Genomic DNA, 26,974 nt, shown 5'->3' with positions numbered 1-26,974 from the left:
CGTCGCGTGGGGCGATCAAGGGGTCCAACACCTTCTCCGTACCGATTCACGCACCTGTGTTGTAAGTTCGCCCGATGTCCGTGCCCAGCCCGCGCCCCGGCCCCCGCTCCCACCACCTCGACCCCCGCCTCCTGCGCGCCTTCCTCGCCGTCGCCGACGAGCTCCACTTCACGCGCGCGGCGGCCCGGCTCTACGTCGCCCAGCAGGCGCTCAGCCGTGATGTGCGGCGGCTGGAGCGGGAGTTGGGTGCGGAACTGTTCGTGCGAACCACCCGGCAGGTGACGCTGACCGTCGACGGCGAGCGACTGGTGCCGTACGCCCGGCGGATCCTGGACGCCCAGGACGAGCTGCTCGCCGCGTTCGCGCAGGCCCGCCCCCTGCTGGTGGACCTGAACTTCCCCGACCAGGCCACCGCCCGCGCCGTACTGCTGCGGGCCCGGGAACTCGCCCCTGACCAGGAGCTCATGGCCCGCTACGAGAGCGGGCTGACGGGGGCGGCGGGGGAGCTGCTCGCCGGTCGCCTCGACGCCTCGTTCGGCCGGTTCGCCGGTCTGGACCCGGTGCTGCGGGCGGGCCTGGACCACCAGCCCGTACGTCTGGAGCCCATGGCGGTCGTGCTGCCCGAGGACCACCGGCTGGCCTCGCTGGAACGGGTGCCGCTCGCCGCCCTGGAGGGCGAGACCGTGTACGCGGGGGCCGGAAATCCGCGGACTCCGGAATGGACCGATCTCGCTCGTCGGCTGTTCGAAGGACGGGGCATCCGGATCGCCCCGCCCGTTCCGCTCGCGGTCGGCGACGAGGAGTTCCAGCGGATCATGGCGAAGGCCCGCCACCCGATTCTCGCGGTCGTGGATTTTCCGGCCCTGCCTGCCACGGTGCTGCGTCCGCTGGTCGACCCGGTACCGCTGTCGCCCGTGTCGTTGGTGTGGCGCAGGGGTCTGGCGCATCCCGCCTTCGACGCCCTCCGTCGCGCCGCAATCGAACTTTCCATAGAACATGGCTGGCTTCGGCGGCCCTCCGGTGGATGGTTTCCAGCCACCGATGAGGCCGTTATGAACATCCACAAATGACACGTGGCAAACACACATCCTCCGTGTGCGCTACCTTCGTGGCCTGAGCACGGTGTGGTAAAGGGGGCGCTCGGACCGGGTGGGGGCCCGGTTCGGCCGACGTGTGCTCAAGGTCGAAAGCGCGCCCAGATCAGCCCGTGGGGGATGTGCGTGCGCGTGAAAAAGTGGCGAGAAGACGCCCAACCGGAATGGCCCGAGGCTGCATCAGGCACCCAGGACATACCGATGACGGGGGGCGCTACCCAGACGTTCCCGGAGTCAGGAGCGACACCGACGACGGGAACGGGAACGGCGGGAGCGGCGGGACCGTCCGGCGCGGCCCGAGCGACCGGGCCGACCGGAGCAATCAAGGCGACCGGATCGACCGGATCGACCGGAGCCGTCGGCGTCCCGGCCATGGGTCCCTCCGGCTCGGTCGGCATCGAAGGCCCCGAGCCGACGGCCGACCGCACCGGGATGCCCCCGGGGAAGACGAGGACCACGGGAAAGCCGGGAACGAGCGGTGACCCGGACTTCCCGGGAGCCCCCAGAGCGGACCGCGCCGGGGACGTCCCCGAGGCACCCGGCCGCAGAGTCGTCGTACGCGACCCGTGGGACGAGTCCGGCATCGCCGCCGGTGGCGCCCACGACCCGCACGAGGTGACCGTCCAGCTCGACGCGATCAGCCTCAACAGCCAGGACCGCATCGAGGGCCGCCCCGGAGGGGACGGCGGATCCGAGAGCTCCGACGGCCCGGTCTTCGTCGACGAGTCGGGGCGGCGCAGCCGACGCTTCCGCCGGATCGGTATCGCCGTCGGCCTGGCCTGCGCGGTCTACGCCGTCGTCATCCTCGTCACCCTGCTGTCCGGCAACTCCAACGCGCCCTGGCTCCCCATGACCGGCCCGAAGGACGACACCCCGGCCGGCAAGGTCGACACCAGCCCGATGCCCGCCGACTCCGCCGAACCCTCCGCCGGCGCGGGCCTGATCCCGGGGACCACCCCGACGGTCAGCGGCGGGATGACACCGGCTCCCGGAGTCAGCGGCACCGCGCCGGGTGCGACCGTGAGCCCGGGCAAGCCGGGCGCGTCCGCCGACGCGTCGCCCACGGCCACCCAGCCGGGCGGCAACCCGTCGGTCAGCGCCGATCCGTCGACGCAGCCGACACCGTCGGTCACCCCGCCGCCCAGCGCCTCGGTCACCCCGCCCGTCACCACCAGCCCCAGCCCCTCGGTCGCCCCGACCCAGACCACGGGCGGTGGCAGCGCCGGACCCGGCACGGTCGCAGACGGCCCGGCCGACCCGTCGCCCATCGCGTCGGAGACGTCCCCGACATCGGCACCCGGCACGTCCGCCCCGGCGCCCACCGACGCCCCGCTCTCCTTCCCGTCCCCGGAGTACATCCTCTGATGGCATCCCGCACCCGCCGCCCGGGGACCGCGCCAGGAGCCCCCGCCGGCTCCAGGCGCCGTCGCCTGCCCATGCGCCTGCTGCTGCCCGTGCTCGTCCTCGTCGCCCTCATGGCGATGCTGATGCTGCGCGGCTACGTCCACAGCGAGATCCTCGCCGACCACCGCATCCAGACCGAGGCCTCCTCCGACAAGGTGCCGGAGAAGATCATCGACGGCGGCCCGGTGATCGACACCCGCAGCGGCAAGGCCACCAGCCTGAAGATGCCGGACCGCAGGCTCGTCCTCACCTTCGACGACGGCCCCGACCCGACCTGGACCCCCAGGGTCCTCGACGTCCTGAAGAAGCACCACGCGCACGCCGTCTTCTTCGTCACCGGCACCATGGCCTCCCGCTACCCGGACCTGGTCAGGCGCATGGTCGACGAGGGCCACGAGATCGGGCTGCACACCTTCAACCACCCCGACCTGTCCTTCCAGTCGAAGAAGCGCATCGACTGGGAGCTCTCCCAGAACCAGCTCGCGCTCGCCGGCGCGGCAGGTATCCGCACCTCGCTCTTCCGGCCGCCGTACTCCTCCTTCGCCGACGCCATGGACAACAAGTCCTGGCCGGTCACCGAGTACATCGGCACCCGCGGCTACATCACGGTCGTCAACAACACCGACAGCGAGGACTGGCAGAAGCCCGGTGTCCGCCAGATCATCCGCAACGCCACGCCGGAGAACGGCAAGGGCGCCATCGTGCTGATGCACGACTCCGGCGGCGACCGCCACCAGACGGTCCAGGCGCTCGACCGGTTCCTGCCCGACATGAAGGACAAGGGCTACGAGTTCGACAACCTCACCGAGGCCCTGGAAGCGCCCACCGCGCACACCACGGTCGCCGGGCCCGAACTGTGGAAGGGCAAGGCGTGGATCTTCCTGGTCCAGGCCTCCGAGCACATCACCGACGTCCTCGTCGTGGGACTGTCGATCATCGGCTCCCTGGTCATCGGCCGCTTCGTCCTCATGCTGCTGCTCTCGGGCATCCACGCCCGCCGGGTGCGCCGCAAGGACTTCCGCTGGGGCGAGCCGGTCACCCAGCCGGTGTCGGTGCTGGTCCCGGCGTACAACGAGGCCAAGTGCATCGAGAACACCGTCCGTTCCCTGATGGCGAGCGAGCACCCCATCGAGGTGCTCGTCATCGACGACGGCTCCAGCGACGGGACCGCCCGGATCGTCGAGGCGATGGGCCTGCCGAACGTCCGGGTCGTACGCCAGCTCAACGCGGGCAAGCCGGCCGCCCTCAACCGCGGTCTGGCGAACGCCCGTCACGACATCATCGTGATGATGGACGGAGACACCGTCTTCGAGCCGTCCACCGTCCGTGAACTGGTCCAGCCCTTCGGCGACCCGCGCGTGGGCGCCGTCGCCGGCAACGCCAAGGTCGGCAACCGCGACTCGCTGATCGGCGCCTGGCAGCACATCGAGTACGTGATGGGCTTCAACCTCGACCGCCGGATGTACGACGTCCTGCGCTGCATGCCGACGATCCCGGGCGCGGTGGGAGCCTTCCGCCGCTCCGCCCTGGAACGCGTCGGCGGCATGAGCGACGACACCCTCGCCGAGGACACCGACATCACCATGGCCATGCACCGGGACGGTTGGCGCGTGGTCTACGCCGAGAAGGCGCGCGCGTGGACCGAGGCCCCGGAGTCCGTCCAGCAGCTCTGGTCCCAGCGCTACCGGTGGTCGTACGGCACCATGCAGGCGATCTGGAAGCACCGGCGCGCGCTGGTGGAGCGGGGCCCGTCGGGTCGCTTCGGCCGCGTGGGTCTCCCGTTGGTCTCCCTGTTCATGGTGCTGGCGCCCCTGCTGGCCCCCCTGATCGACGTGTTCCTCCTCTACGGCGTCGTGTTCGGCCCGACCGAGAAGACGATCGTGGCCTGGCTCGGCGTCCTCGCGATCCAACTGGTCTGCGCCGCCTACGCGTTCCGCCTCGACCGGGAACGCATGACCCACCTGATCTCGCTGCCGTTGCAGCAGATCCTCTACCGCCAGCTCATGTACGTCGTGCTGCTCCAGTCCTGGATCACGGCCCTCACCGGAGGCCGCCTGCGCTGGCAGAAGCTGCGCCGCACCGGAGTCGTCGAGGCACCGGGCGGACCGGTGCCGAGGCAGCGGGCGGGCAGTGAGAGTGACGAGCGGAGGCCGGTGGGATGACCCAGAACTACGCGGCTGGGCTTGCCGTTCCGGCGCCTGAGGCGGATGCGAGGAAACCCGGCCGGGACCGCTACCTGGACCTTCTCCGCTCCCTCGCCCTGGTCCGGGTGGTCCTCTACCACCTCTTCGGCTGGGCGTGGCTGACCGTGCTGTTCCCGTCGATGGGCGTGATGTTCGCGCTGGCGGGCTCGCTGATGGCGCGTTCACTGAACCGCCCCGCGCTGGGCGTGATCAGGGGCAGGATCCGCCGACTCCTGCCCCCCCTCTGGGCGTTCAGCGCGGTGATACTGCCGCTGATGTTCCTCGGCGGCTGGAAGCTCTCGGAGGACCCGGACCACAGCGGCACCTGGGGCCTGCTGGAGCTGGTCAACTACGTCATCCCGATCGGGGCGCCGCCGTACCCCTGGGAGGTCGGTTTCCCGAACGACCTGCTGGAGAGCACCTGGGCGGACCAGGCGGTGGGCCCGCTGTGGTACCTCCGCGCGTACCTGTGGTTCGTGCTGGCGTCCCCGCTGCTGCTGTGGGCGTTCCGCAGGGTGCCGTGGGCGACCCTGCTCGCCCCGCTGGCGTTGACAACCGTGGTCGGCACGGGACTGGTGACCATCCCCGGCGAACTCGGCAACGCGGTCACCGACTTCGCGGTCTACGGCAGTTGCTGGGTCCTCGGATTCGCGCACCACGAAGGGGCGCTGGCGAAGGTCCCGCGCTATCTCGCCGTCTCCGTTTCGTTCCTGGTGATGTCCTTCGGCCTGTGGTGGGCGTCCGGCCACCTCGGCCCCGAGGGCTGGGACCTCAACGACATCCCGCTCGCCCAGGCGGCCTGGTCCTTCGGTTTCGTGGTCATCCTGCTCCAGTACTCCCCGTCCTGGCAGGAGCTCCCGGGCCGCCTGGCCCGCTGGGACAAACTGGTGACCCTCTCCAACAACCGTGCCGTCACGATCTACCTCTGGCACAACATGCTCATCATGGCCACGGTCCCGATCATCGACCTGGCCTACCGCCTCCCCTTCATGCAGAGCGACCGCGCGGTCGCGGCCCTCGACTCGACGGACACGCTGTGGATGTTCTTCATGGTGTGGCCGCTGATCGGGCTGGCGATCCTGGCGTTCGGGTGGATCGAGGACCTGGCGGCGGGGAGGGGGCCTCGGTTGTGGCCGGACGGATCGCGACGGGGCCGGGTGGGGCCCACGGCGGCTGCCGGACCCGCGTCCTGACGGCCTTCAGGCTCCGCCCCCGCCGTGCGGGAGGCGGAGCCCGGCCATGTCATCCGATGGAGAGGCGTGTCGCCCAGTAGGTGTTCGGGTTGATGACCTGCGTGCCCGAGCCCGACAGCACCGTCCTGCTGCCTGGATGGAATCTCACGGCACCGTCGGCCGCGACGGCCCAGATGTCGGGGATGCCGTCGCTGTTGGCGTCGGGTGTTCCCATGAGCAGCGGAACGTCGGTGGTGTACCAGCCGGAGGCGCCGTACTCGGTGTCGGTCTTGCCCGAGGAGTTGGCCGCGGAGGCCAGGGAGTTGAGGTCGGTTCCTCCTCCGCTCGCGGCGATGCCCTTGCGGAGCAGCAGCCGCCCGGACGTGTCGGTGCGGTAGACCATGTCGGCGACGCCGTCACCGCTGACGTCCATGACGATCGCCAGATCACGGTTGGTCCACCCGCCGGACAGGCGGACGGCCTGGTCGATCGTCGCTCCGTGATACCCGGTGAAGGCCCACAACTCGTCGCCGGCAGTGGCGAAGAAGTCGGTGCGTCCGTCACCGGTGATGTCCCCGGTGGCCACGATCTGCGTCAGGGCCGAAGGGCTCGGGGCGCCCGACGGCAGCAGGATCTCCTGCCGCCTGTCGATGTTCACCGCGCCGTAGCCGTCGCCCGGATAGACCCAGAGCCTGCCGCCCACCCGGACGACGAGATCTTGAAGGCCGTCCCCGCCGTAGATGTCACCGTTGTGGGTGATCAGGGCGCCGCTGAAGTGGCCCTTCGGGGCGGCCGCGTAGGGGGGCAGGGTGTCGGTGCCGTTGGGGTCCTTGTCCGGATTCGGCCGGTAGGCGCCGGGCATCGAGTAGTTCAGGTCGCCCGAGCCCTTGGCGGCATCGGTCGACGTCGCCTCGGAGGGATAGAGCGCGAGGTTGCCCTCGTCGGTGACCGCCATCAGGTCGGCGAACTGATCACCCGTGAAGTCGCCGGGTTTGTCGGCCTGGTCGCGCGGAGTGACGTAGAAGAAGTACCTGGTCGGCTCGGAGACGTTGCCGGCGGCGTCGGCGGTCCGGACATAGAGCACATTGGGTCCGGCGGCGGGCGGTTTGGCGTCGGAGATGGGAGAGCGGAAGGTGGTGGGTATGCCGCTGCCCCGGGGAATGCGGCCGGTGTAGCTGGCCGAGTTGTAGCCGTACTCGTACCGCACGACATCCGTGTTCACCGCGCGCACGAAGAAAGTGCCGGCCGTACCGAACTTGACGGCGGACCACTTGCTGTCCTCACCCCCGCTGCCGAAGCCGTTCTCGCTGGCGTCCGCGTTGGGGAAGTCGGTGGACGTCACCACAGGAGGGCGTGGTGCGGTGGTGTCGAGGACGAAGCGGCAGGGCGTCTTCGGGTACCAGCCCGAGGTGGCGCCGGCGTCGTCGAGGGCCCGCACTCGCCAGGAGTACGTACCGCCGTTCCTGAGCTTGCTGGTGGCGAATCCGTCGGTGGTGGCCAGGGCAACGTCGGTGTCACTGCCCGCGGTGACCTTGCCGGTCGCTTTCAACAGGTCGCCGGTTGCGTCCCACTTCCCCGTCTCCCACAGATCGAAGTCGAAGAAGTCGAGGTTCTTGTCCTTGTCCGTGGCCTTGGCGGTGAAGGTCAGATCGCCCGAGCCCATGCGGACGTAAGGCTTCGTGGTGGTGCACTTGCCGCCCGGGCCGAGGTCGAGGGAGTCGGAGACGATCGACGGCGCGCGGTTGTAGACGAGTTCGAGGACGGGCGCGTAGTCGCCGTTGGCCTGGAACTTCTTCCATGCGTACTGGGCGTTCTCGTCGCGGGCGCGCAGCCCGAAGGTGATCGTTTCCTCGCCCTTGTCGGCCCTCTTCTGGGCGCCCTTCCTCACGTCGAAGGTCTCGAAGGCGTCGCGGCAGCCGGACTTGTAGCCGTGCGCGAAGCTCTTGGTGGCCAGCTTGTTCCCGTCATGGAGCTCGGGCGCGTTGTTCCAGTTGGTGTGCGAGTCGATCTCGCCCGTGATGTGCACGCTCATCGAGCGTGCCTGGCACGACCAGGAGTAGGTCTCCAGCATGCGCAGCTTGGCGCTGGTGATCCTGGTGCCCTTGAGATCCTTGTCGAACTGGATGTTGAAGAACGACCGTGAGGTGCCCCATGTGTCGGACTCGAAGCCGACCCGTGCCTCGTGCGTGCCGCCCTTGTTGAAGCCCTTGCCGTTGTAGAACGTGGCCTTCGGGAAGCGGTTGTAGGCGGTGGTCCAGTTCTGCGTGTGCTTCTTGACCGAGGGGTCGATGAATACCGGGTAGGTGGTGGCGGGGTCGGTCAGGAAGTCCTGGTCGGGGGTCAGCGTCCACTGCCCGGCGGACAGGTTGGCCTTCACCACGTCACCGCGTGAATCCGGGGACGGGCCGTTGAGGGACGTCAGGCCCAGCGTCGCGGCGGAACCGGTCTGGGAGGGTGCCGGGGTCGGTTCGCCCGGTGCGGTGGGCAGCGGGGACTCCGAGACGGTCGGTGCCGGGTCGTCGGTGGCCGGCGGCAGGGTCTCGACGTCGGTGTCGCTCTGCTCGTCCGATTCGACCTCCTCCTCGGAGGCACTGGGGCTGTCCGAGACGGTCGGTGGGTCGGGCGGGTTCGGGGACTCGGACGCCGTCGGCTGCGCGGTCGCGCCGACAGCGCCGTCGGTGACAGCGGGGGTCCCGCTGCTGTCCCACATCAGCGGGGTGGGGGACACCGCCACTTCGTCGCGATAGCCGTTCACCGCGGTGACCACACCCGACAGCGGGTCCAGAGTGAAGCTGAGGTTGGTCGAGTTCAGTCCGTAGACGAGCTGTCGGACGTGAGGGTCGGAGGCGGCCTGACGGTTCTTGACGACGACCACTTGGCCGAAGCCGTCGTCGTCTGCCGTCAGTACGAGGTCGCCGCCCGGGAAGATCTCCGGGTACAGGATGCGGTCGCCGTCGACTATGGGCGTCGGTACGGTGCCCGGCCAGGTCAGCTGGACCTGGTAGCCGTCGTTTTCGCCGACATAGAGGGTGGCGAGCGGGGTGCCGGTGTCAGCCGCGCCCTTGAGCAGGGAGACACGTCGTACGGTCGCGCGGGAGGCCCGCTGCTCGCTCCGCTCTTTCGACCCGGCCGAGAACACCATCCGGGTGTTGGTGGCCTTCGGTTCCCAGCCCCGCTCGGTGCGGCGCAGACTCGTGTCGATCTTCTTCCACTCGCCACCCACCTTGGCCCGGATCGGGGCGGAGTGCAGCTGTTTCGTCATCAGGCCGTCGGGCCGGGCCCAGGTGGTGCTGCGCGCGGTCCGCGCGGCGGTCACCTCGACGGCCTTCCCCGTCCGCATCGCCTGGTCGAGCGCCGTGGATTCGGTGACTGTCGCAGCGCTTCGGCCGCGGTCGGTGTCCTTGTGAGCGGCGTCGTCGGTCAGCCGGAAGCCGACGTAGACGACGCCGGTCGTGGTGACCGCGGCGGCGAGCAGTGCCGCTCCGGCCCGACGGCCGGACAGGCGGCGCCGGTTGTGCGTCATCGGGCGGGTTCCCCTTCCCCCTGGTATGGCCAGCTGATGATGACCTATGGGGGAACTGTCGTCACCCTGTGAAGATCTCTGCGGGTGCTGGCGTGGTGCTGATTCAGCGTCCTGCCGGAAGCGTCGAACGTCTGGGAGTCCCTGTTCCCAAATCGCGCATGAAGGCGCAATTCGGCTGTACTGAGGGGCCTTACGTAAGCAAGAGTTCTAAATTTGCCCAATGGGCGATAAGGGCGAAGTCAAGCCCAGGTAAGTTCATATCCGACGTTGCGGCGCATTCGTAGAGTAATAATGCGTTACGCACGGTGATGATCATCACATCGACCCCACATATCTGGCGCTTTTTCACAGAGTGATCACAGAATCTGTGCTCTCTGATAAGTCGTCACGCGTGGTCCTTCATCGGTCCCGCTTCAAGTGGTCCGGGGGACCTTGGTCGTGTTCGATCGACTTCCGCATGCTCGCAGGCGCCGTATGGCACGCGCAGCCGTTCCGGTCACGGCTGTGGCGCTGCTGGTCGGGCTGCTGCCCGCACAGGCGATGGCGATCCCCCCGGATCCGGCGAAGGCCGAGGTCGGCAGAGAGACACTGACCCTGGAGGAGCTCGAGAAGGAGGAGCCGATCCCGGGCAAGGAATCCGGCCCGGATCGCTCGGCGCTGCGCGCCGAAGTGCCCAAGGACCAACTCGAGGCGTCGGCCAACACGACGATCACCCCCGCCGGAACGGCACCGGTCACCTTCGGCTCCACCACGACGACTGCGTCAGCCCGAACCGCCGGGCACACAGCGACGCAGACCGCGCTGACGCCTGCCGGGACCCTGCCGGTGAGCCTGGGGCAGGCGGCCGGCCAGGCGGCGCCGACAGGCACCTGGCAGGTCACCATCCCGCAGCGCACCGCTTCCACGGCACAGGGAGTCGACGGCGCTGTCATCGTCGTGGAAGCTCCCGCCACCGGGGCGGTTCCGATCTCGGTGAAGCTGGACTACGCCAGGTTCGAGAGCCTCTACGGCGCCGACTGGGCATCACGGCTGCGCTTCGTGCAGTTCCCCGACTGCTATCTGACCACGCCGGACGACGAGGCATGCCAGACGTACGAGGAGCTGGAGACCTCGAACGACCCCGCCTCGGCATCCGCCACGGCCACGGTCGACCCCGCAGCCGACGGCACGGTGACACCGGCCTCTGCGAGGCCCGCACCGTCCGCGAACTCCGGTGTGGTCCAGGCGGCTTACCGGAAGACGGCGCAGACGGCCGCGGCGGGCAGTAGCACCGCGGTCGTCGGCGCGATCGATTCCGGCACTGGCGGCGGCGGCACCTTCAAGGCGACTCCGCTCGCCACGGATGGCAAGTGGACGGCGGGCGGGTCGTCCGGCGCGTTCACCTTCTCGTACCCGTTGACCGTGCCGGAACCTCCGGGCGGGCCGGCACCCGATATCTCCTTCAACTACAACTCACAGACCGTGGACGGGCGTACCGCGGTCTCCTCGCCGCAGGCTTCCTGGATCGGTGAGGGCTGGTCCTACGACCCCGGCTACATCGAGCGCCGCTACCGCTCCTGCCAGGACGACCGCAAGACCCTCGACGCGGGTGCTCCCAACAACACCGCGAAGAAGGACAAGACGTCCGACCTGTGCTGGGTGTCGTACAACGCGGTGATGTCGTTGGGCGGAAAGACCACCGAGCTGGTCAGGGACGCGCCTTCCGGCAGCAAGCCCGAGTCGGAGACCGAGACCTACCGTCCCCAGCAGGACGACGGCACCCGGGTCGAGCACCGCGTCGGCGGCACCAACGACGACAACAACGGCGAGTACTGGGTCGTCACCACCACGGACGGCAACCAGTACTACTACGGCCTGAACTCGGTCGGCGGTGGTCACGCCACCACCAACTCCGTCTCCACTGTCCCGGTCTTCGGCAATCACCCGGGCGAGCCCTGCAACGCATCGGCCTTCGCCGACTCCCGCTGCGGCGCAGGAAAGCAACAGGCCTGGCGCTGGGGGCTGGACAAGGTCGTGGACGTCCACGGCAACACGATGATCGTCAACTGGGCGCAGGAGTCCAACTGGTACGCCGTCCGCAAGAAGTTCAAGACACCCGAGCAGTACGACCGTTATGCCTATCCGACGTCGATCGAGTACGGCATGCGCCCGGACGGGCTGACCAAGCCGTCGGCGACCGTCAACTTCGGCGTCAAGCAGCGCTGCCTCAAGTCGGACACGGCGTGCGCGGCGACCAACTTCGCCAAGACCGACGACCCGGGCGCCTACCGGGCCTGGTGGGACACGCCCGGCAATCTCAACTGCAAGTCCACGTCCAAACTGTGCCCGGCGTTCCCGTCCTTCTGGACCCAGCTGCGTCTGGACACCGTGACGACCAGGGCGGCCCGTGCGGGCCAGGCCGACCTGGGTCCGGTCGACAAGTACACGCTCCGCCAGTCCTTCCCGGAGGACTGGTACGACACCGCACCCGGTCTGTGGCTCAACTCCATCACCCGCACCGGCTACGCGCCCGGCGACACCACCGGCACGCTCCAGACCAGTCAGGGCGTCAGTTTCGCGCCGTACACCGTCGGCTCCACATCCCCTCTCGCCTCCCGCCTCAAGGACCGCCAGCTCCCCGGCCTGGTGCTGAACGGCAAGAACGACCAGCGCCCCGGATTCACCCGCCCCCGCATCGGCGTCGTCTCCACCGAGAGCGGCGGTGACGTCGAGGTCGAGTACACGGGCGGTTGCGCCAGTCCGCCCACGGAGGACAAAGGCAAGGCCAACGGCACCTGCTACCCGGTGCGTTGGTCTCCCGACGGCGATGAGAAGACCCCCGCGAAGGCGTGGTTCAACAAGTACGTCGTCGACTCCGTGACCGAGGTCGACAAGGTCACCTCGCACGGAGGCCCGGTCACGACGAGCTACTCGTACGAGGGGCCCGCCTGGGCCAGGAGCGACGACGAGTTCTCCCGCCCCTCGCTGCGCACCTACAGCGACTGGCGCGGCTACCGGCAGGTCAGGACCGCCAAGGGCAGAGCCCTGATGTCCACGGTGGGTGAAGCGCAGACGCAGTCCCTCTCCGCGACCCGCTACTTCCAGGGCACCGGAGGCGAGGTCAAGGACTCCACCGGTGCGTACACGCTCCTCGCGGACGACGCCCCGCAATACGCCGGCATGGCCGCGGAGACCATCACCTACCGCGACTCCGACGGCCAGGACCTCAAGCGCACCCTGAACTACCCGTGGTCGAAGCAGACCGCATCCCGGGCCCGCGAGAACGAGGACGGCACGACCGCGGACCCCCTGCTCGCCCATCGCGCGGGCGTCAAGCGCACCGACGAGTTCCAGCGACTGGACACCACCGGCTGGGCCAACTGGCGCGCCGTCCGGACCCTCGTCAGCGTCGACGACACCTACGGCCTGCCCACCCAGGTCGAGACGGCCGTCGTCAAACCCAATGGCAGCAGCGAGACCCTCTCCAACCAGACGTGCACCAAGACGTCGTACGTGCACAACACCACGGCGTGGCTGATCGGGCTGCCCACGGAACAGCGGACCACCGCCACAGCCTGCTCCGGCTATGCCACCGCCGACCCGGCCACCAAGCTCAAGGCCTCGACGCGATACACCTACGACGACCTGGCCTTCGGGGCGACGCCGACCGAGGGCATGGTCACCTCGACGGCCGAGATCGACGCGACCGGCACCTCGCACTCGGTCGTCACCGCCGTCACGTACGACGATCTCGGCCGTGTTCGCACCCTCACCCGGCCGGGTCTCGGCACCACCGAGACCCAGTACACGCCGGCGGGCGGCGGCCCGGTGACCGCCACCACAACCATCAACGCCAAGAGCCAGGCCACTACGACGACCTTCGACCCCGGACGCGGCCTCGCGCTGACGTCCGAGGATCCCAACCACCGGGTGATCCGCACCGAGTACGACGCGCTCGGCCGGCTGGTGAAGGGCTGGTCAGCGTCCCGCTCCGGCGGCCTGTCGCCGAACGTGATGATCGCCTACCAGCCCGCGACCGCCGGCCCCGACGGGAGCAGGCCGGCCGCGGTGACCGTCCGGACCCTCAAGGACGACGGTTCCTACAGCACCGGTATCACCCTCTACGACGGCCTGAACCGTGAGGTCCAGCAGCAGACCGAGGCGCACGGCCCTGGCCGGGTCGTCGTGGACACCACCTACGACGACCACGGCCTGGTCTACGAGAAGACGAGCGGCTACCTGGCGAAGGGCGAACCGGAGCCGGTCCTGTTCGCCCCCCGGTCGAAGACGCTGGTTCCGTCCTTCACCAAATACCGCTACGACGGCCTGGAGCGCCAGGTGCGTGCGTCGGTCTACTACGAAGGCGGCTTCGAGTACTCGACAGCGACCACGTACGGCCTGTACAGCGTGACCGTGGATCCGGCGGGGTCCACGACACCGAAGACGCAGACGTTCAATGACGCGCTGGGCCGGACCACGTCCGTCAAGCACTTCACCCAGAACGCCTCGGACGCGGGCCGCACGACCAGCTACGAGTACGACGCGCGCGGCAATCGCTTCAAGGTCACCGACCCGGCGGGCAACGCCTGGACGTACCTCTACGACGCCCGCGGCCGTGTGACCTCCGCGACCGACCCGGACACGGGCACGACGGACACCTGGTACGACGCCGCTGACCGCCCGAACCGGGTCCGGGACGCGCGCGGTCAGGAGACGTTCACCGAGTACGACGTCCTCGGCCGGGTGCGCTACGTGCGCCAGGGCTCGGCGACCGCCACGCCCGCCAAGGAGTATCTCTACGACGAGGCGCCGGGCGGCATCGGCCAACCGACCTCCACCAAGCGCCACACGGACACCGGTGACTACGTCAGCCGTGTCACCGGTTACGACGCCGAGTACCACCCCACCGGCGCCGAGACGGTCATCCCTGCCAACTCGATGACCACCGGCCTCTCCGGCACGTATTCCTACGCCTACGCCTACACCCCCACGGGCAAGCCCCTGTCCACGACCCTGCCCGCGGTGGGCGGCCTGGCGCGCGAGAAGGTCGTCACCCGTTACAACGGCGACGGCCTGCCGGAATCGACCTCCGGCCAGACTTGGTACACCAGCGACGCGACCTACTCGCCCTACGGCGAGGTCCTGCGCACGGTCTCCGCCGCCCAGCCCTACCGCGTCTGGACGACGAACTTCGTGGACCCGCACACGGGCCGGCTCCAGCGCACGGTCACGGACCGCGAGACGGCCGACCCCCACCGCATCACCGACAGCTACTACTCGTACGACGTCGCCGGGACGATCACTTCGCAGGCCCGTCAGCTGTCGGACGCGACCTGGGACACCCAGTGCTTCACGTACGACGTGCAGGGCGAGCTGGTCCACGCCTGGACCTCGGCGAACATCCCGAACGGCCAGGGCACCGGCTGTAAGTCGGCGAACGGCACCGCGTGGGGTCCGCGCACCGACTACGCGGTCTCCTCCGGCCCGGTGGCCGACGCCCCGGACGCGGCAGCGGACACGACCACCCCCGACACCGCGCTGTCCGCCTCCCTCTCCGCAGCGGCCCCCGACGCGGCCGGCATCTCCACCGGCGGCACCGCCTATCGCCAGTCCTACACCTTCGACTGGCTCGGCAACCGCGCCACGATGACCGACGGGGACACCACCTACACCTACGGCTACGGCACGACGGTCGCCGCGACGCCGACCACCCCGGCGTACAAGGCTCAACCGCACACGATGGCCTGGATCAGCTCGAACCCTTCAGGAAAGAGCAGCTCCTACATCTACGACGCGGCGGGCAACACCACGGACCGGGACCTGGCCGATTCCACCCAATCCCTCACCTGGACCGCCGAGAACAAGCTCGACACCATCACCGACGACGGCACGAAGACGACGTACGTCTACGACGCCGACGGCAGCCGCCTGCTGGAGAAGTCGCCCTCGGGCTCGACCTTGTACCTCGGCGAGACCGAGATCACGACGAACGCCACAGGCACGGTCACGAAGGCATCTCGCTCCTACGCCCAGGCGGGGGCTCCCACGGTTGTCCGTACGACGACGAACGGCTCGACGACCGGTCACAAGCTCAGCGTCCTGATCGCCGACCAACTGGGCACGGCGAACACCTCGGTGGACGCGGCGAGCGGTCAGACGGTGACCAGGCGGGACTTCAAGCCGTACGGCGAGGTACGCGGAGCGAAGCCGACGGCCTGGCCGAACAAGCGGAGCTATCTGGGCGTCGGTGTCGACGACTCGGCAACCGGGCTGACCCATGTCGGAGCGCGGGAGTACGACCAGAGCAGTGGCCGGTTCCTGTCCGCAGACCCGATCATCGACCTCGCGGACCCGCTCCAGATGAACGGGTACGCGTACTCGAGCAACAGCCCCGTCAGCTTCAGCGACCCCACGGGCCTGTGCAGGAGAGACATCTGCGGAGACGGCTATCCGGTCGCAGGTGACGGTGAGCGCGCCGGTTACACGGGGCAGCGCAAGGGTGAGAAGCCCTGCTCGTACTGCAACGGCCCAGCGGTCAGCTACAACTACAACCCGGCCGAGGTATTTCCCGGTGTCCAGGTTCCTGTGAAGTGGACTGGGCGCGATGAGTTCATCCGGCGCTTCTACAACTATGTGAGTACCGTCAAGTCCACCCATGGCACTCTGCCGGGTTATCTGACTGACGGAACGAATCCAGAGGCAGCCGCAAACCAACTGGGGTATTGGGGGTTGAACGTCTGCTGGGCGATGAAGTCGTGCCCCAAAGGCGTGGTGACCAACTTCCGTGACATGTCGATGGGATATGGCGGTGCGATCAGTGCCATAGCGGGCAGCCCATTGCACGCCGGCGCCGAGAAACCGATGTCGGGTGCTCGTTCCAAGAGAGCGGCAGGCGGTTGCACCCAGTGCTTCCTGGCCGGCACCGACGTTCTGATGGCCGACGGGACCACCAAGGACATCGAGGACGTCGAACCCGGTGACGAGGTGGAGGCCACGGATCCCAAGACCGGCGAGTCGGGCCCCAGAAGAGTGACCCGCCTGATCATCACGGAGGATGACAAGCACTTCAACGAGCTGTCCATCGCAACAGAGGACGGCATCGAAAAGCTGACGGCAACCTTCGAGCATCCGTTCTGGTCTCCGTCGGAGGGACGCTGGGTCGAAGCGGCCGACCTGAAGCCAGCCATGACCCTGCTCACCGATGAGGGCACTACCGTCATCGTCACGGCCAACCGCTCATTCACCAGGCATGCGCGTACGTACAACCTGACGGTTGATGATCTGCATACGTACTATGTGCTGGCGGGGCGCACGCCGGTTCTGGTTCACAACAGCGATTGCATACCGTCCACTCGAGTGCTTCCGAGCCGGAACGCGGCCTTCAGATCGGCTAAGAGGGACCTCGGAATTCCGAATGGGCAGCAACCTGACGAGCTGAGGATGACGCCGATGACCGACAGATCCGGACGGCAGATCATGAATCCAGACGGGACCCCTGTAATGACCAGAGAGTACGTGTTCTCGCGTCGGGGCGGTGATCGCGTGATCATCCAGGATCACTCGGCCGGCCACTACTACGGCGAGGGTGGCGTGGGTGACCAGGGGGCTCACTTCAATGTCCGCCCATTTGAAAATCCGAGGAATGGTAAGGTCCCCGGTACGGCCCAACACTATGAGTATTAATGGGAGTTCCGATGTTGGATTGGATTGCGGCTCTCAGTAATCCGCAACCGATACTGGCCGTCTATGGGGAAGCGGTGCCAACGCTGGATGACGTGCGCATCGAAGAGCTTTGCTTGAGTGTGAACGGTCCAGTCCTTCGTCTGCGTTTCGATCTGGCAGAATTCCCTGTCAACCCTCCTGTGAAATGGCGGCGAGACGGATTGGATGTCGTGCAGGTCGAGATTTCCTTCGGGGGTGTGCGTGCGATCTCGGTTGATCAGTTCTCCACGGATTCGATCTGTGACCTCAAGATTCGAAAAGATGGGCTGATCGCGTTTTCCAGCGAATCTGACTCGGTACATTTCGAGGGCCTAGCGGAGACAGCGACAATCTTGCGGATCTCTGCGTACGCAATGGACCGCGCCTGACGATACGTAGTCCCGGAGTGCGCAAGCACCAATCGCTGCAGGCGTAGGCGGACGCCCACGGCTCGGACAGCCGACAATAAGGGCGCTGCGGCTGGTGACCTTCGCCTGCCGCATGACCCGAGGGCCGTACGTGTCGCGCGTACGAACGTGCGGGCCGTGCTGAATGGCCATGGCATGGCCGAAGTCCTCGACGTGGTGGAGCTGTTGACTTCGGAGCTCGACACCAACGCCCACCGGCACGCCAATGGGCCTGCCTCCCTGCGGCTGACAGCCCTGGGGGAGGGGCGGCTGCGGGTCGGAGTCTGGGACATTCTCGCTTCCGGCTCCGTCAGTACGGCCGATCGCGCCCGGGATGGTGGGCATGCAGCTCCCGGCGGCCGAGTACCGCTCGCCTCAATGGGCGCGGTCGGCGGGCGTGGGCTTTCCCTCGTGCAGGAGTTCGCCGAGTCGGTGAGTGGGCGCTCAGGGGCGGGCTCCTCGACCGGAGTGCGGGGAAGCCGTTGTGGTTCGAGGTGGGGCAGAAGTGGTGAGTGACGGTGTGATCATGAGGGGGGCCACTGGCTGATCGCAGGTCGCTGATGCCGTCGTCGGAAGCGACGAGGTGAGGAAAGGCGAGGCCGATTCGGTCAGGAGGTGGGCCTGAGGGGACTGGGGCCGGCGATGGATGTCGCCTCACTCCTCCCGGACGGGAGTGGGCGTAGGCCTTCCACGAAAGTGCGGGCCCTCGTCGGCCGAGGCCTCCCCCCAGACGTGATCGACGAGCTGCGCGAGCGGCTCGAAAGCGTCGTCTGGGTCGGTGACGACGAGTTCGCCGCCCACGGGCTCAGCCCCGAGGGCATCGCTGAGCTGCGGCGATGGGCCCTGGAGTGGGAGTCCGACCTCGGGCTGCGGATCCTTGAGGACTACGACGAGCCCGAGGACGCCGGCGGCTGACGCGGAGGGCCGGCTCTCACGTCCGGGCCCCCTGAAGCGGAGCTCTTCGTAACACAAGGGATCCACGACCTCTCATCCCACCCGCCGCCGGGGTGAGAGCAAAGTTCCTTTCCGGTCACCCGATGAAACACAGGCAGGAAACGCGCTCTCCCTACCTTCGGGCTCAGTCACTCGTAGCAGGACCTGAGCCCCGTCGCACCGTGGAGGCGTCATGACAGCCCCTAGCACAGCCCCCGCACCCCCGAGCAGGGGCGGTCGCTGGATCCAGCAGTGGGATCCGGAGGACGAGACGTTCTGGAAGGAGACCGGCGAGAAGGTCGCCAAGCGGAACCTGCTCTTCTCCGTTCTCTCCGAGCACATCGGGTTCTCCGTCTGGACCATGTGGTCCGTGCTGGTGCTCTTCATGGGCCCGGAGTACGGGCTGACCCCCGCCGACAAGTTCCTGCTCACGTCGATGGTCACGCTCGTCGGCGCCGTCGTCCGGGTTCCCTACACCTTCGCCGTCGCGATCTTCGGCGGGCGGAACTGGACGATCATCTCGGCCGGTCTGCTCCTCGTCCCCACCATCGCCGCGTTCACCGTGATGAAGCCGGGGACCTCGTTCAACACCTTCCTGCTGGTCGGCCTGCTGGCCGGCATCGGTGGCGGCAACTTCGCCTCGTCCATGACCAACATCAACGCCTTCTTCCCCCTCCGTAAGAAGGGGTGGGCGCTCGGCCTCAACGCGGGCGGCGGCAACATCGGCGTCCCGGTCATCCAGCTGGCGGCGCTCGCGATCATCGGTGCCAGCGGCGGTCCCCGTGTGCTGCTCGGCATCTACATCCCGCTGATCCTCGTCGCCGCAGTCCTCGCCGCCCTCTTCATGGACAACCTCGAGAACGTGAAGAACGACACCGGCGCCGCCAAGGACGCCGCGCGGGACGGCCACACCTGGATCATGTCCTTCCTCTACATCGGCACGTTCGGCTCGTTCATCGGCTACAGCTTCGCCTTCGGGCAGGTCCTGCAGAACCAGTTCGGCCGCACCCCGCTGGAGGCGGCGTACGTCACCTTCATCGGCCCGCTGCTCGGCTCGCTGATCCGTCCGGTGGGCGGCGCGCTGGCCGACAAGTACGGCGGCGCGAAGATCACCCTGTGGAACTACGTCGCGATGGCCGCAGCGACCGCCGTCCTCATCGCCGCCAGCATGGAGAAGTCGCTCGGACTGTTCACCGTCGCCTTCGTGATCCTGTTCGTCCTCAGCGGCCTCGGCAACGGCTCGACCTTCAAGATGATCCCCGGCATCTTCCACGCGAAGGCCCTGGGCAAGGGCCTCGAAGGCGAGGAGGCCGCCGCCTACGGACGCCGTCTCTCCGGTGCCTCCATGGGTCTGATCGGCGCGGTCGGCGCGCTCGGCGGTGTCGGCATCAACCTGGCCTTCCGCCAGTCCTTCCTCTCCTACGGCTCCGGGACCGGCGCGTTCGTCGCCTTCCTCGCCTTCTACGCGGCCTGCTTCGGGGTCACCTGGGCCGTATACCTTCGCCGTACGGCCGCCAAGGGGGCGACCACGGCCGCTGCCGAGACGAAGCCGCAGCTCAACTACGCCGAGGTGTGACGTAACACTGGCGACATGAACCGGAACCGAGCCTGTCACGAGCCGTTGACAGGCTCGGTCGGCATGTAGGGACGACCCACGTACGACTGTGTACGACGACTCGAGTGCGGGACGAGAGCCACCATGTACGAGCAACAGCAGGCAACAGAGCAACACGGCCCCCTCGCGGGGTTCACCGTGGGAGTCACGGCCGCGCGCCGGGCGGACGAACTCGGTGCGCTGCTCCAGCGTCGCGGGGCCGCGGTCCTGCACGCGCCCGCGCTGCGGATCGTGCCGCTCTCCGACGACAGCGAGCTGCTGGCGGCGACGAAGGACCTGATCGACCAGGCCCCGGACGTGGTGGTGGCCACCACCGCCATCGGGTTCCGGGGATGGGTCGAGGCCGCCGACGGATGGGGGCTCGGCGAGGCGCTCCTGGACCGGCTGCGCGAGGTCGAGTTGCTCGCGCGCGGGCCGAAGGTCAAGGGATCGGTACGGGCCGCGGGGCTGACGGAGGACTGGTCGCCGTCGTCGGAGTCCATGGCCGAGGTGCTGGACCGGCTGCTCGAGGAGGGTGTCGAGGGGCGCCGGGTCGCCATCCAGCTCCACGGTGAGCCGTTGCCCGGGTTCGTGGAGGCGCTGCGGGCCGGGGGAGCGGAGGTCGTGGGGGTGCCGGTATACCGGTGGATGCCGCCGGAGGACATCGGACCGGTGGACCGGCTGCTGGACGCGGCGGTCTCGCGGGGTCTCGACGCACTGACCTTCACGAGCGCGCCGGCCGCGGCCTCGCTGCTGTCCCGGGCCGAGGACCGGGGTCTGCTGCCGGAGCTGCTCGCCGCCCTCAACCACGATGTGCTGCCGGCGTGTGTCGGGCCGGTGACCGCGCTGCCGCTCCAGGCGCGCGGCGTGGACACCGTCTCGCCCGAGCGGTTCCGGCTCGGGCCGCTCGTGCAGCTGCTGTGCCAGGAACTTCCCGGGCGGGCCCGCTCGTTGCCCATCGCCGGCCACCGCGTGGAGATCCGGGGGCACGCGGTGCTGGTCGACGGGGTGCTGCGGCCGGTGCCGCCCGCGGGGATGTCGTTGCTGCGGGCGCTGTCCCGGCGGCCCGGGTGGGTGGTCTCCCGGGCGGAGCTGCTGCGGGCCCTGCCGGGCGCGGGTCGCGACGAGCACGCCGTGGAGACGGCGATGGCTCGCCTCCGTACGGCTCTCGGTGCCCCGAAGCTGATCCAGACGGTGGTCAAGCGGGGGTACCGGCTGGCCCTGGACCCGGCGGCGGACGCGAAGTACGCGGACGCCTAGTCAGTCGGTCCGGGTGGCGCGACTGCCGGTGGCCTTCACCAGCAGTCCCATCGCCACCGTCAGCAACACTGCTCGCACCACGTTCCACGCCACCCACGGGTCCTCGAACTCCTCGCGCAGGGCGCCGGGGTCGCCGTCGCTCGCGAGGTCGTCGTTGAGGGGGACGTTGAAGACGACGGTGACCAGGAAGGCCAGGACGGAGGCGGCCAGGGCGGCCCACACCCACCGCCGATGGGCCCTGCCCCGCGCCTGCCAGGCCGCCACCGCCGTGAGCAGCGGGGCGCCCAGGAAGCTCAGGAAGAACACCGGGTTCTGGATGACCTCGTTGATGTCGCGCATCACCTGGACGTAGACGCGGTCGTCGCTGCGGCCCAGGGCCGGCATCACCGCGCACGCGAAGACGTAGAAGGCCCCGGCGATCAGGCCGGTGGCGACCGTGGCCGCGCCCAGGACGAGGCCGTTGCTCCTGCTGCTGTGTGTCATGACCCCAGTCAACGGGCCCTGCGCACCGCCCCGACATGGCCGAGACGCGCCCCCGCATACGTGCGCGTCCAGGCACCGCTCCCGGTACGAGGGGTTCCGGCGGAGGGGGCGGGAAGGCACTGTGGGAGGGAGCCCCGAACAGCCCCGCACAGCCTCCAAGCACCTCACCGACCCCTGACGAACCGGGGCACCCCTAGGCGGTGACAGGCACATGGCACTGGGTACGGCCACGGTCGCGTACGAGCTGCGGTTCGACGCCGGACGGATCTGTCTCGACCTCCTCGCGACCACCCACCCCGAGGAACGCCTCGACTCGACGGAGGTGCTCGGCGCCTGGATCGTCGGCTCCGGACTGGTGCCCGAGGGCACGGACCTGACACACGCGGACCCCTCCTGGCTCGTCGCCTTCCGAGAACTGCGGAAACGTATCGGACAGTTGGTGCGGGGCGCCCCCGGTCACGGCTACGACCTCGCGCTCGCCCACGTCAACGAAGCCGCCCGTGCCGCGCCGCCCGCCCCGCGCGCGGTACCGGACGAGGACGGCTCGCTGGTGCGCGCGTTGGACGGTCCGCCCGACTGCGCGGCACTGCTCGGGGCCATCGCCAGGGACGCCGTGGGACTGCTGACGGACCCGGTCGCGAGGGCCGGGATCAGAGAGTGCGAAGGGGACAACTGCCCCATCGTCTACCTGGACACCTCACGGGGGCGCAGGAGGCGCTGGTGTTCCAGTGAGGTCTGTGGGAACCGGGAAAGAGTGGCCCGGCATCGTCGGCGCGCGGCTCTCTCGCGCACCTGACTGACCGTTATGTCTCTTCTGTGGAGCGGCTGTCGAAGTGATTTCGATTACATCTCGTTTACTCGCTCAACCTCACGGGCCGTAGTCGTGATCTTGCCTGTGTGGCGGAAATGTAAAGATCGCGCGGCGGGAATGTGCGCGCATGTCCTGTCTCGTCACGTCACTCAGAAGAAAACTGTCGTCGCACTTTGAACACCCAACTCATCGCGTCCGTACCCGTAGTCGAGCGACCGACTGGGGGAACCCCCGGACATCGGAGGTGGGCGTGCGCAAGGATTCTGTCGTGGCCAATGAACGTGGATCGAGGGCCCGACATCGCATGTCCCAGCCCTCGGAACCTGATGAGGAGCTGATGCGTGCCCTGTACAGGGAGCACGCCGGGCCTCTCCTTGCGTATGTCCTTCGGTTGGTTGCGGGAGACCGCCAGAGAGCCGAGGACGTGGTGCAGGAGACGCTCATCCGTGCCTGGAAGAACGCCGGACAGCTCAATCGAGCGACCGGATCGGTACGCCCCTGGCTGGTGACGGTCGCCCGGCGCATCGTCATCGACGGCCACCGCAGCCGGCAGGCCCGGCCGCAGGAGGTCGATCCGTCGCCGCTGGAGGTCATCCCCGCGGAGGACGAGATCGACAAGGCGCTGTGGTTGATGACGCTGTCGGACGCGCTCGACGACCTGACCCCCGCCCATCGGGAGGTCCTCGTCGAGACGTACTTCAAGGGGCGTACCGTCAACGAGGCGGCCGAGACACTGGGCATCCCCAGCGGCACCGTCCGCTCGCGGGTCTTCTACGCCCTGCGGTCGATGAAGCTCGCACTGGAGGAGCGGGGGGTGACGGCGTGATGGGTGTTTACGGGGGTAACCAGGGATTCGGCACAGGTGGTTCGGGTATGTCTGGCTCCATGATGGGATCTCCGGTGCCGAACGAGCACGAGACCGTCGGCGCCTACGCCCTCGGAATCCTCGACGACGCCGAGGCCACCGCCTTCGAGGCCCATCTCGCGACCTGCGAATGGTGCGCGCAACAGCTCGACGAGCTCGCCGGCATGGAGCCGATGCTCGCCGCCCTCGCGGACCTGCCGGGCTCCGGCACCCCCGCGATCGGGGAGTCGCTGTCCGCCAAGCCCAGCCCGCGGATCGTGAACAAGCTCGTCGACGAGGTCGCCGAGCGCCGGGCGCAGAAGCGGCGCCGCAGCTTCTACATGGTCGCGGCCGCGGCCGCGCTGATCATCGGCGGCCCGTTCGTCGCGATGGCGGCGAGCGGCGGCGACTCGGACGGCGGGCCCAAGCAGGGACAGGTCCTGGCGGCCACCCCCCAGGAACTCTTCGAGTCCATGCGCGACAAGGTGACCGCGACCGACTCCTCGACCGGCGTCAGCGCGACCGTCGCCATGCAGGAGAAGGCCTGGGGCACCTCGCTGGGCCTGGAGCTCAAGGGCGTCAAGGGACCGCTCAAGTGCTCCCTGATCGCGGTCGGCACCAACGGCGAGCGCTGGACGGCCTCCACCTGGTCCGTCGGCAAGTGGGGCTACGGCATCCCGGACGGCAAGACCGCGGAGTCCAAGAAGCCGCTCTACATCGGCGGCGCCGTCGCTCCCGCCCAGAACGAGATCGACCACTTCGAGGTCGTGGACTCCGAGGGCAACAAGCTCGTCCAGGTCGACGCCTGACTTCCCGCCGGGGCCCCCTTCGCGTACGGTTGACGGCTGCCCAGCACGTCAGAAGGGGGCCCGGTGGCCGCTCAGGCTCAACCAACCGCGGTCGGCTCGGTTCAGGACTCGGTTCGGGACCGTGAGATCAGCGTCGAACAGGAACATCTGGACCGGGTCTACCGGCGCCTCGAGGAGAAGATCCACGAGGCGGAGTTCCTGATGAACGACGCGGCCAAGCGCGGCCAGGTCGGCACGCCCGGCGCGCTCGCCGAGCGGGACGCCCAGGTCTTCCGGGCCGGCGTCCACCTCAACCGGCTCAACAACGAGTTCGAGGACTTCCTCTTCGGCCGCATCGACCTGCTCCCCGGCAAGGACGGCAAGAAGGGGCCCGACGGCGCCTACACCGCCGTGGAGCCTGCTGAGGGCGCGGTCCGCGAGGACAACACCGCCGACATCGCGGAGACCCTGCACATCGGCCGGATCGGGGTCCTGGACTCCGACTACGCGCCGCTCGTCATCGACTGGCGGGCCCCCGCCGCGGCCCCCTTCTACAGGTCCACTCCGGTGGATCCCGGGCGTGTCGTACGACGCCGGGTCATCCGCTCCAAGGGCCGCAAGGTCCTCGGCGTCGAGGACGACCTCATGCGCCCCGAGCTCAAGGCCTTCCTCGACGGCCACGAACTGCCCGTCATCGGCGACGGCGCCCTCATGGCCGCGCTCGGCCAGGCCCGCAGCCACACCATGCGGGACATCGTCGCCTCCATCCAGGCCGAGCAGGACCTCGTCATCCGCGCCCCCGCCGCGTCCGTGACGTACGTCGAGGGCGGGCCCGGCACCGGCAAGACCGCGGTCGCCCTGCACCGCGCGGCCTACCTGCTCTACCAGGACCGCCGCCGCTACTCCGGCGGCATCCTCATCGTCTCGCCCACCCCCCTGCTGGTCGCCTACACCGAGGGCGTCCTGCCCTCCCTCGGCGAGGAGGGCCAGGTCGCCATCCGCGCGATCGGCTCCCTGGTCGACGGCGTCGAGGCCACGCTGTACGACTCCCCGGCCGTGGCCCGCGCCAAGGGCTCGTACCGGATGCTGAAGGTGCTGCGCAAGGCCGCGCGCGGGGTGCTGGAGCTGGGCGCGGACGGTTCGGGCAGGGCCTCCGGCCACCCCGACTCCGGCCGCTCCGAATCCCGCCGCTCCCAATCCGGCCGCCCCGACTCCGGGCAACTCGCCTTCGGGGACGCCGGGGAGTTCGAGGGTGGTCCCGGGGAAGGGAACGGCGCCGACACCGCCGTATCCGCGAGGCCCTCCGGGCCGCCCACCCGCCTGCGCGTCGTCGCCTTCGGGCGGAGGCTGGAGCTGGAGGCGGACGAGCTGGACCGCGTCCGCCGCAACGCCCTCGGCGGTACCGCGCCCGTGAACCTGCTGCGGCCCCGGGCCCGCAAGCTGCTGCTGGACGCGCTGTGGGCGCGCTCCGGGGCCGGGTCCCGGCACACCGATCCGGAGCTGGCCGCCGAGCTGCGGTCGTCGTTCGACGAGGACATCACCTCCGAGGACAGCTTCATCGAGTTCCTCGACGCCTGGTGGCCCGAGCTCACCCCGAAGGCCGTCCTCGCCGCCATGGCCGACGAACGGCGGCTCGGCCGCTGGGCCCGCCGCATCCTCAACCCCGGCGAGGTCCGCAGGGTCGCCCGTTCGCTCCGGCGGGACGGCCTGACCGTGCACGACATCGCCATGCTCGACGAGCTCCAGGCGCTCCTCGGCGCCCCCGCCCGCCCCCGCAAGCGGCGCGAGCTGGACCCGCTCGACCAGCTCACCGGCCTGGAGGAGCTGATGCCGGTCCGCGAGGAGACCCAGCGCGAGCGGGCCGAACGGCTCGCCCAGGAACGCGTCGAGTACGCCCACGTCATCGTCGACGAGGCCCAGGACCTCACGCCCATGCAGTGGCGCATGGTCGGCCGCCGCGGCCGGCACGCCACCTGGACGGTCGTGGGCGATCCCGCCCAGTCCTCCTGGTCCGACCCCGACGAGGCCGCCGAGGCCCGCGACGAGGCCCTCGGCACCCGTCCCCGCCGCCGCTTCCAGCTCACCGTCAACTACCGCAATCCCTCCGAGATCGCCGACCTCGCGGCGAAGGTGCTGGCGCTGGCCATGCCCGGCTCCGTCTCCCCGCGAGCCGTACGGTCCACCGGCGTCGAGCCCCGCTTCACCGTCGCACGCAGGTCGCTGGGCGAGACCGTCCGCGAGGAGGCCGCCCGGCTCCTCGGCCTCGTCGACGGCACCGTCGGTGTCGTGGTCGCCATGAACCGCCGCGAGGAGGCGGCCCGCTGGCTCACCGGACTCGGCGACCGCGTCGTGGCGCTCGGCAGCCTGGAGGCCAAGGGCCTGGAGTACGACGCCACGGTCGTCGTCTCCCCGGCCGAGATCGCCGACGAGTCGCCCGCCGGACTCAGGGTGCTCTACGTCGCCCTCACCCGGGCCACCCAGCAGCTCACGGTCGTCTCGGCGGAACGCGACCAGCCGAACGCTCAGGGCGTGCCGGATCTGCTGAGAGATTGAACTCTCCGCACGGGAATGGTCTTTCGGGATCCGTTTGTTAGCCTGGATGTGACACCGGCCCGATCCAAGCCCCCGGGCCCAACCTTCGTCGCTACGAGCGACCACTTGCCGCGAGGCGAGCATGGCGGGTCGGTGTCATTGACCTGACGAGAGGCCCACGTCCATGTGACGTGGGCCTCTTTCGCATGAACGCCTCCGTGAACAAAACGTCCGCAATCCAGTGCGGCTAACGCCTACCCATCAGT

16 protein-coding genes are annotated in these 26,974 nt (G+C 69.0%); 14 read left to right on the top strand and 2 right to left on the bottom strand.

Annotated elements, in window-relative coordinates; translation table 11 throughout:
• Positions 1-74: 74 nt before the first annotated feature.
• The 4 genes from ABZ098_RS32315 (at position 75) to ABZ098_RS32300 (ending at position 5,874) form a co-directional block, all read left to right on the top strand.
• On the top strand, positions 75-1,070 hold the full coding sequence (locus ABZ098_RS32315) for a LysR family transcriptional regulator (protein ID WP_356597202.1): 996 nt from the start codon (positions 75-77) through the stop codon (positions 1,068-1,070).
• Positions 1,071-1,466: 396 nt separating this feature from the next.
• Positions 1,467-2,459 (top strand): hypothetical protein, encoded by a 993-nt coding sequence (locus ABZ098_RS32310; RefSeq protein WP_356597200.1) that lies wholly within the window; start codon positions 1,467-1,469, stop codon positions 2,457-2,459.
• Positions 2,459-4,660, top strand: a complete 2,202-nt coding sequence (locus tag ABZ098_RS32305; protein WP_356597198.1) for a glycosyltransferase — start codon at positions 2,459-2,461, stop codon at positions 4,658-4,660. Before ABZ098_RS32310 ends, ABZ098_RS32305 begins: the two co-directional genes overlap by 1 nt.
• Positions 4,657-5,874, top strand: coding sequence for an acyltransferase (locus tag ABZ098_RS32300; protein ID WP_356597196.1), 1,218 nt, complete (start codon positions 4,657-4,659; stop codon positions 5,872-5,874). The genes ABZ098_RS32305 and ABZ098_RS32300 overlap by 4 nt, the downstream gene beginning before the upstream one ends.
• Before the next feature lie 49 nt (positions 5,875-5,923).
• On the opposite strand, the gene ABZ098_RS32295 is transcribed toward ABZ098_RS32300, so the two are convergent.
• Entirely contained in the window at positions 5,924-9,376 is a 3,453-nt protein-coding gene (locus ABZ098_RS32295; protein WP_356597194.1) for a DNRLRE domain-containing protein, read from the bottom strand.
• Positions 9,377-9,850: 474 nt separating this feature from the next.
• Between ABZ098_RS32295 and ABZ098_RS32290 the strand changes: the two genes are divergently transcribed.
• From ABZ098_RS32290 to ABZ098_RS32265, 6 genes are all read left to right on the top strand, one after another.
• Positions 9,851-17,038 carry an HNH/endonuclease VII fold putative polymorphic toxin gene (locus tag ABZ098_RS32290; RefSeq protein WP_356597192.1) on the top strand — a complete coding sequence of 2,396 codons (7,188 nt, stop codon included), beginning with the start codon at positions 9,851-9,853 and terminating at the stop codon, positions 17,036-17,038.
• An 11-nt stretch (positions 17,039-17,049) separates the two neighbouring features.
• Positions 17,050-17,445, top strand: coding sequence for an Imm50 family immunity protein (locus tag ABZ098_RS32285; RefSeq protein ID WP_356597190.1), 396 nt, complete (start codon positions 17,050-17,052; stop codon positions 17,443-17,445).
• 147 nt (positions 17,446-17,592) lie between these two features.
• On the top strand, positions 17,593-17,979 hold the full coding sequence (locus ABZ098_RS32280; protein ID WP_356597188.1) for an ATP-binding protein: 387 nt from the start codon (positions 17,593-17,595) through the stop codon (positions 17,977-17,979).
• Positions 17,980-18,195: 216 nt separating this feature from the next.
• Positions 18,196-18,378 carry a hypothetical protein gene (locus tag ABZ098_RS32275; protein WP_356597186.1) on the top strand — a complete coding sequence of 61 codons (183 nt, stop codon included), beginning with the start codon at positions 18,196-18,198 and terminating at the stop codon, positions 18,376-18,378.
• A 211-nt stretch (positions 18,379-18,589) separates the two neighbouring features.
• Positions 18,590-19,972 (top strand): nitrate/nitrite transporter, encoded by a 1,383-nt coding sequence (locus tag ABZ098_RS32270; RefSeq protein ID WP_356597184.1) that lies wholly within the window; start codon positions 18,590-18,592, stop codon positions 19,970-19,972.
• Between the two features lie 123 nt (positions 19,973-20,095).
• The gene (locus ABZ098_RS32265; RefSeq protein ID WP_356597182.1) at positions 20,096-21,250 is read left to right on the top strand and encodes a uroporphyrinogen-III synthase; all 1,155 of its coding nucleotides are present in this window, start codon (positions 20,096-20,098) and stop codon (positions 21,248-21,250) included.
• Here the strand turns inward: ABZ098_RS32265 and ABZ098_RS32260 are convergent, their stop codons facing one another.
• The gene (locus tag ABZ098_RS32260) at positions 21,251-21,733 is read right to left on the bottom strand and encodes an anthrone oxygenase family protein (protein WP_356597180.1); all 483 of its coding nucleotides are present in this window, start codon (positions 21,731-21,733) and stop codon (positions 21,251-21,253) included.
• Between the two features lie 211 nt (positions 21,734-21,944).
• Here ABZ098_RS32260 and ABZ098_RS32255 point away from each other — a divergent pair, with 211 nt between their 5' ends.
• The 4 genes from ABZ098_RS32255 (at position 21,945) to ABZ098_RS32240 (ending at position 26,729) form a co-directional block, all read left to right on the top strand.
• Positions 21,945-22,529: an ABATE domain-containing protein gene (locus ABZ098_RS32255; RefSeq protein ID WP_356597178.1), complete on the top strand. Its 585-nt coding sequence runs from the start codon at positions 21,945-21,947 to the stop codon at positions 22,527-22,529.
• Positions 22,530-22,848: 319 nt separating this feature from the next.
• Positions 22,849-23,370, top strand: a complete 522-nt coding sequence (locus ABZ098_RS32250; protein ID WP_010039908.1) for a sigma-70 family RNA polymerase sigma factor — start codon at positions 22,849-22,851, stop codon at positions 23,368-23,370.
• Positions 23,371-23,429: 59 nt separating this feature from the next.
• A complete protein-coding gene (locus ABZ098_RS32245) occupies positions 23,430-24,197 on the top strand; it encodes a zf-HC2 domain-containing protein (protein ID WP_356597176.1) in 768 nt (255 codons plus the stop codon).
• Between the two features lie 63 nt (positions 24,198-24,260).
• A complete protein-coding gene (locus ABZ098_RS32240; RefSeq protein WP_356597174.1) occupies positions 24,261-26,729 on the top strand; it encodes a UvrD-helicase domain-containing protein in 2,469 nt (822 codons plus the stop codon).
• Positions 26,730-26,974: the final 245 nt, after the last annotated feature.

Origin of the sequence: Streptomyces sp. NPDC006335 (assembly GCF_040612795.1) — a bacterium.
Lineage (GTDB): Bacteria > Actinomycetota > Actinomycetes > Streptomycetales > Streptomycetaceae > Streptomyces.
The sequence above is the reverse complement of the archived record's forward strand: the minus strand, read 5'-3'. Positions and strand labels throughout refer to the sequence as shown.